Source organism: Inquilinus sp. (genome assembly GCF_039594555.1).
Classification (GTDB): domain Bacteria; phylum Pseudomonadota; class Alphaproteobacteria; order DSM-16000; family Inquilinaceae; genus Inquilinus.
Map to the genome: position 1 here is coordinate 1 of NZ_JBCNNF010000420.1, position 5,963 is coordinate 5,963.

The 5,963-nt window shown below is 71.5% G+C and carries 6 protein-coding genes; 2 read left to right on the top strand and 4 right to left on the bottom strand.

The genetic code is table 11. The features are described 5' to 3' along the window. Together ABDW35_RS30460 and ABDW35_RS30465 are read right to left on the bottom strand one after the other, a co-directional pair. Positions 1-583, bottom strand: a 583-nt coding sequence (locus ABDW35_RS30460) for an ABC transporter ATP-binding protein (RefSeq protein WP_343717597.1), incomplete at its 3' end; no start/stop codon positions are given. Continuing rightward, entirely contained in the window at positions 580-1,407 is an 828-nt protein-coding gene (locus ABDW35_RS30465; RefSeq protein ID WP_343717598.1) for a metallophosphoesterase, read from the bottom strand. The genes ABDW35_RS30465 and ABDW35_RS30460, both read right to left, overlap by 4 nt. A 316-nt stretch (positions 1,408-1,723) precedes the next feature. On the opposite strand from ABDW35_RS30465, the gene ABDW35_RS30470 reads away from it, so the two are divergent. Together ABDW35_RS30470 and ABDW35_RS30475 are read left to right on the top strand one after the other, a co-directional pair. Beyond that, positions 1,724-3,868, top strand: a complete 2,145-nt coding sequence (locus ABDW35_RS30470) for an FUSC family protein (RefSeq protein WP_343717599.1) — start codon at positions 1,724-1,726, stop codon at positions 3,866-3,868. Between the two features lie 58 nt (positions 3,869-3,926). Beyond that, positions 3,927-4,295 (top strand): GFA family protein, encoded by a 369-nt coding sequence (locus ABDW35_RS30475; protein ID WP_343717600.1) that lies wholly within the window; start codon positions 3,927-3,929, stop codon positions 4,293-4,295. Here the strand turns inward: ABDW35_RS30475 and ABDW35_RS30480 are convergent, their stop codons facing one another. Continuing rightward, on the bottom strand, positions 4,296-4,679 hold the full coding sequence (locus ABDW35_RS30480) for an ankyrin repeat domain-containing protein (protein WP_343717601.1): 384 nt from the start codon (positions 4,677-4,679) through the stop codon (positions 4,296-4,298). It abuts the gene before it with no gap. A 12-nt stretch (positions 4,680-4,691) separates the two neighbouring features. Further along, a partial coding sequence (locus ABDW35_RS30485; protein ID WP_343717602.1) for a hypothetical protein occupies positions 4,692-5,963 on the bottom strand: 1,272 nt, incomplete at its 5' end.

Here is a 5,963-nt window from a genome sequence, read left to right on the forward strand (position 1 = left end):
CGATCTCGCCGCGGGTGTGGACCCGCAGGTTGGCGTCCAGATTCGACAGCGGCTCGTCCATCAGGAAGGCGGCAGGCCGGCGCACCAAAGCGCGGGCCAGGGCCACGCGCTGGCGCTGGCCGCCCGACATCTGGCCCGGCTTGCGGTCCAGCAGATGGTCGATCTTCAGGCTGGCCGCGGTCTCGCGGACTGAGGCCTGGATCTCCGCGCGCAGGGCGCGCTGGCCGGGCATCAGATTGCCGATGAAGGGCAGGCGCTGGGCCGTCGACAGCCGCCGCATCGCCAGCGGCACGGCGATGTTCTGGCCGGCGGTCAGGTGGGGATACAGGGCGTAGGACTGGAACACCATGGCGATGTCGCGCGCCGCCGGCCGCAGCGCGGTGATGTCGCGGGCGCCCAGTTGCACCGTTCCGGTATCGGCGTGTTCCAGCCCTGCAGCGATGCGCAGCAGGGTGGTCTTGCCGCAGCCGGACGGGCCGACCAGGGCGATGAACTCGCCCGGCGCGGCCTCGATGGTCACGTCCTGCAGGATGCGGTTGCCGCCGAACGCCTTGCTGACCCGGCGCAGCGCCAGGCCGGTCACGAGGCGGCCTCGACCGGCTGATGGCGCGGATACACCTCGTGGATCACGTCGTCGATCACGAAGGGCCGCAGCTCCGGCAGCTCGACGATCTCGCTCGACACCGTCTCGTCCAGCGTGTGGATCACGGCGCCAAGGATGCGTTCGCCCGGCATGTCGCGCTCCATCGGCCCGACGACGAAGCCGGAGGAGGGGCCCCAGACATAGCGGGTGCCGAGATGGGCGCCGGTCCAGGCGCGGTGCAGATGGCCGCTGGCGACCAGGGCCACGCCGTGCCGCTCGAACAGTTCCAGCAGCCGGCGGCGCGGCGCCGGGCGGATGCTCCAATATCCGGTGTCGCCCTCGTCGGGCGTGTCGATGAAGATCGGCTTGTGGGTAAAGGCCACGACGCCGCGGCCCTCGCAGGCCTCCAGCACGCCCTGCAGCCAGGCGAATTGCTCGGCCTCTTCCTCGTCGCCGCCGCCGATGACCTGGCTGTTCAGACCGACCAGGCGCCAGCCGGGCTGGTCGTGCACCCAGCGGTCCGGGCCGATGATGCGGCGCCAGCGCTCCAGCCGTTCCCGGTTCGCCGGCTGGCGGGTGCCGGGCAGGTCGCCGACATCGTGGTTGCCGGGCACCGACAGCACCGGGAAGGGCAGGGCGCGCAGCAGTTCGGCGCAATGCTCCAGATCGGTCTCGACATCCGCGCCGTCGACGCTGAGGTCGCCGGTGTGGACCACCAGGTCCGGCCGTGCGGCCTGCAGCCACTCCGCCAGCGGCGCCCAGTTCGGCGCGAAGTGGCTCTTGCCGGGGCTGAGATGGGTATCGGTGATCTGGACCACCCGCACGGTCGGCTCCTTTGCTGCTGCCGATCACGCCGCATGTCGTGGCAAAGCACCCGCGCATGGGGCGGCCCGACGAGCGGCGGCAATCGGATGTGTCGAAAAAGCGAGCTCTGGTGCCGCGGCCGGTATCCGGTTCCGCTGCGTCTCGCGGCGCGCGGATGATAGGGAGCAGGGATGACGGATCTGTTGCGGTCGGATGAAGAATCGATGTCCGCCGGGACGGCATCGGCGGTCGACGCCGTGAAGCCTCGGCGGGCATCATGTCCCGGAGGCGACTCGATGAAGGCGGCTGGATGATCGTTCGAGGATGGCTGGCGGCATGGCGGTGACGGCGGAGGCGCCGCGGCGGCGATCCCCGCTGCTGATGGCGCTGGTGCAATGGAACCGCGCCACCATCCCGTGGCCGGTGGCGCTGCGCAACGCACTGGCCGTGGCGGTGCCGGTGATCTTCGGCGTGATTTTCGGCCAGACCGATGTCGGGCTCGCCGTGGCCGGCGGCGCGCTCAACGTCGTCACCTCGGACGCGCCGGGGCCGCATGCGCTGCGGTTGCGCCGGATGCTGCTGATCTCGCTCGGCACCGGCCTGGCGGCGCTGGCCGGCTTCTCGCTCGGCACCCATTGGCTGCCCTTCCTGCCGGTGCTCGCCGTCTCGGCCTTCCTGCTCGCCATGCTGGTGGCGCTCGGCCCGGTGGCGATGCAGGGCGGCACCGCCATCCTGATCGTGCTGGTGGTGACGGCGGGCACGGCGGGCCACGGCTTCGATCCCTGGGCCGCATCCGGCCTGTTCTTCGCCGGCGGCCTGCTGGCGACGCTGTTCTCCGTCGCCGCCTGGCCACTCAGGATCTACCAGCCGGAGCGCGACGCCCTGGCCTCGGTTTACCGCATGCTGTCGGAGATCGCGCGGGCGATGCCGGAGGATACGGAGTTCATGCCGCTGGCGGATTCCCTGGGCGAGGCGCAGCAACTGCTGGCCCGCAGCGGCGCCGCCCGGATCCGCGGCGTCGAGGCGTTCCGCATCCTGCTGGGCTTGGCCGAGCGCATCCGGCTGGAGCTGCTGGCCTTGTCCGACCTCCGGGGGCAGGTCGACGACCCGGCACTGCCGGCGGTGATGCGCCAGGCGGCCGTGGTGCTGCGCGGCCTCGGCATGGCGCTGCGCCAGGGCCGGCCGATGGAGGGCGGGGCGGCGCTGAAGGGCTTCGAGGCGGCGCTGGCCGGGCTGCGCGATGCCCGCCACGCGGCGCATGACCCGCTGCTGCGCTCGCGACTGCATCTGGCGGAGGCGCGGGCGATCGGCCTGGCCGGCGCGCTGCGCGCCGCGGTCCGCAACTCGGCCGAGGCCGGCGCCCGCGGCGACCTGAGGGCGGCGGAGCGTGACGCCCTGCAGCCGCCGGCGCTGCGCCCCGGCGCGCCGCTGGCGACGCTGCGCGCCAACCTATCGCTCTACTCCGCCGCCTTCCGCCACGCGCTGCGCCTGACCGTCTGCGTCGTGGCGGCGGAGGCGTTGGGCCGGGCCATCGGCCTGCCGCAGTTCTACTGGATCGCGATGACCGTGGTGATCGTGCTGAAGCCGGATTTCGGCGGCACGGTCAGCTTCGGCTTGCTGCGCATGTTCGGCACCCTGGCCGGCCTCCTGGTGGCCACCGCCGTGATCTATCTGGTGGCCGACCATCCGTTGGCCCAGGCGCTGCTGATCGCGCCGCTCTATTTCGGCTTCCGCTACCTGGTGCCGGTGCATTACGGCCTGGCGGTGTCGCTGCTGACCGCCGTCGTCGTGCTGCTGCTGGGGCTGGCCGGTCAGCCGGCCGGGCACACGCTGCTGGACCGCGGCGCCGCCACCGTGCTGGGCAGCCTGCTGGCGCTGGCCGCCTATCTGCTGTGGCCGACCTGGGAGCGGGGGCGGGAGCGGCCGGTGATCGCCGCCATGCTCGACGCCTATGCCGCCTATCTGGCGGCGCTGCTCGGCACCGATGCGAAGGCCCAGGCCGAGGCCCGTACGGCCGCCCGTGCCGCCCGGGTCAACGCCCAGGCCTCGGTCGAGCGGCTGCGGGTCGAGCCGGCCGATCCCGGCCAGCCGGCGCGGGCCGAGGCGATCTTCGCCAACGCCAACCGCATCCTGCGCGCCGGCATGGCGCTGGAAAGCGCGCTGCACGACCACGGCGGCAGCGCCCTGGCGAAGCACGCCGCGATCGGCGCCTTCGGCCACACCCTCACCGCGGCGCTGGGCGAGCTGGCCGCCGGCCTGCGCGAGCACCGGGCCTCCGCCATCCCGTCCGACCTGCCGGCGCGGCACCGGGCGCTGGCCGAGCTGGTCGACCCGGCGGCCCAGCCGGAGGCGGATCAGCCCGTGATCATGGCGCTGCTGGAGGCGACCGACCGCATGGTCGATGCGATCGAAGCTCTGGCCGGTGTGATCGATGCGAGCGCGACCGCTCCATCGCCACAGGTGACCCCGGCGGTGGCATAATCCGCCCGGGTTCGGCCACACCGGCGGCGAGGGCCCACCGCCAGCAAGGGGAAACGCCATGACGGTCAAGGGAAGCTGCCATTGCGGCGCGACGCAGTTCGAGGTGCCGACGGCGCCGGAGACCGTGACGCGCTGCACCTGCTCCTTCTGCTCCAAGCGCGGCGCGCTGTGGGGCTACTACCCGGCCGCCGATTTCAGGCTTCTGACCGCGCGGGACCGGGTGTCGACCTATCAGTGGGGCAGCTACACCATCCATCATCACCATTGCGGTGTCTGCGGCTGCGGCACCTACACCGAGACGCCGGACTTCAGCACCGGCCAGCCGGACTTCAGCAATCCCAAGGTCAGCATCAACGCCCGTCTGCTCGACGATTTCGATCTCGATGCGGTGCCGGTCCAGGTGATCGACGGCAAGAACCTCTGGTAGTCAGCGACGGCGAGCCGGGGCGCCGCCCTCCAGCAGCCGGACCAGGCGCCGGTTCTGGCGGGCTCGGGCGGCGTCCAGCGGTGAGCCGCCGAACTCATTCGTGCGGTTCGGGTCGGCGCCACGCTCCAGCAGCAGCTTCGCGGCCTCGATCCGGTTCTGCATCACGGCCTCGTGCAGCGGCGTGTTGCCGAGCTCGCCCGACGCGTTCACATCGGCGCCGCCGTCCAGCAGCGCTGCGATCTCGTCTGTGCGGCCGCGGATTGCCGCGACATGGATCGGGGCGTCGCCATGGAGCCCGGCCTGGTTTACATCGGTCAGGTCGATCCCGACGAAATCCGGCAGGCCCTCGTCCCTGTAGCATTTCAGCACGTCATCTGCGTTCATCGTCGTCTCGTTTCAGGCCGCGTCGCGCTGCAGGGCAGCGGTCTCGACCACGGCGGCAATGGCGTCGAGCATGGCAGTGTCGTCGCCGGCCATGCCTTCCATCGACGCCATGCGGGCGATCACCGTGGCGGCCACCGTCTCCTCCACCGTGCCCTCGGCATAGGCGTAGTAGATCACCGCGCGCTCGCCGTCGCGATGGCAGCGGCCCTCGATCTGCTGCAGCTGGATGGCGCTGTGCCGCATGTCGTGCACCACCAGCGACCGGTCGCGCTCGCCGCCCGGCAGCTCGCCACGATGCAACGAGATCGATTCCGTGATCGTGAACAGCACGGCGTCCAGTTGGCCGGTCTGGAAGGCGATGCGGACGGCCTCGTTGGTCTCGCCGCTCTGCGTGCCATTGATCTCGCCGACCGACCAGCCGCGGCCGATCAGCGTCTCGGCCAATATCGCGCTGGTTTCCAGGAAGGCGGCCGACACCGCCACCTGCTGCCCGTTCGTCAGCAGGTCCTCGCAGAAATCCGCGGTGCCAGGGATGCGCAGCAGGCTGGCCTTCTGGCGGAAGCGCAGATCGGCGGCCCAGCCGGTAGCGCGGCGGGTGCTGCCGCCGGCAAGGCCCAGCTCGCGCCGGAATTCGCGCCAAGTGGCCTCATAGAGCCGGCGGGACGGAGCATCCAGCCCGGTCGGTGCCAGCTCGCGTTGCACCTCCGGCCAGCCGGCGATGTCCTCCGGCCGGCGGCGCAGGCCGATCGCGTTGGAACCTTTGTACAGGAGGTCCGCCATCACCCGGCGGTCCTCCGGATTCGGATCCCAGCTCCAGTTCTTCCAGCGGCCCTTGGCGCGGCCGATGCGCAGCCGCTTCATCAGCATCCGGAACCCGTCCAGGTCACCGGCGCCGCCGCCCGCCGCCTCGGCCAGCAGCCGGCCGAGATAGGACAGCTCATGCGGCGCCTGCCCGGCGGTGGCGCTCATATAGATGGTGAAGGCGGCGGCCGCGGCCATCTGCCGGCAGACCAGGCCCTGCTGCGAGCTCGGATTGCGGATGCGGTGAGCCTCGTCGATCACCACGATCGGCCAGGTCCGCTTCGGCGTGCCGTGCTTCGCCAGCTCGTTGTTCCTGGCTCGGGTCGACCGCTTGGTGCTGACCGGGGGCGGCGCCAGCAGCGACTTGGTCTTCTCGAAATTGATCAGCATCACCCGTTTCGCCGCAGTGCCGGACCGGGCGATGGTCCGGCGCCATTGCGGCACGGCGCCCTTCGGGCAGATCACCAGCACCTCGTTTTCCGG

Bases quoted from the DNA above. Each gene is read 5' to 3' on its own strand.
- ABDW35_RS30470 (WP_343717599.1), top strand. From the start codon at position 1,724: ATGGCGGTGACGGCGGAGGCGCCGCGGCGGCGATCCCCGCTGCTGATG.
- ABDW35_RS30475 (WP_343717600.1), top strand. From the start codon at position 3,927: ATGACGGTCAAGGGAAGCTGCCATTGCGGCGCGACGCAGTTCGAGGTG.
- ABDW35_RS30480 (WP_343717601.1), bottom strand. From the start codon at position 4,679: ATGAACGCAGATGACGTGCTGAAATGCTACAGGGACGAGGGCCTGCCG.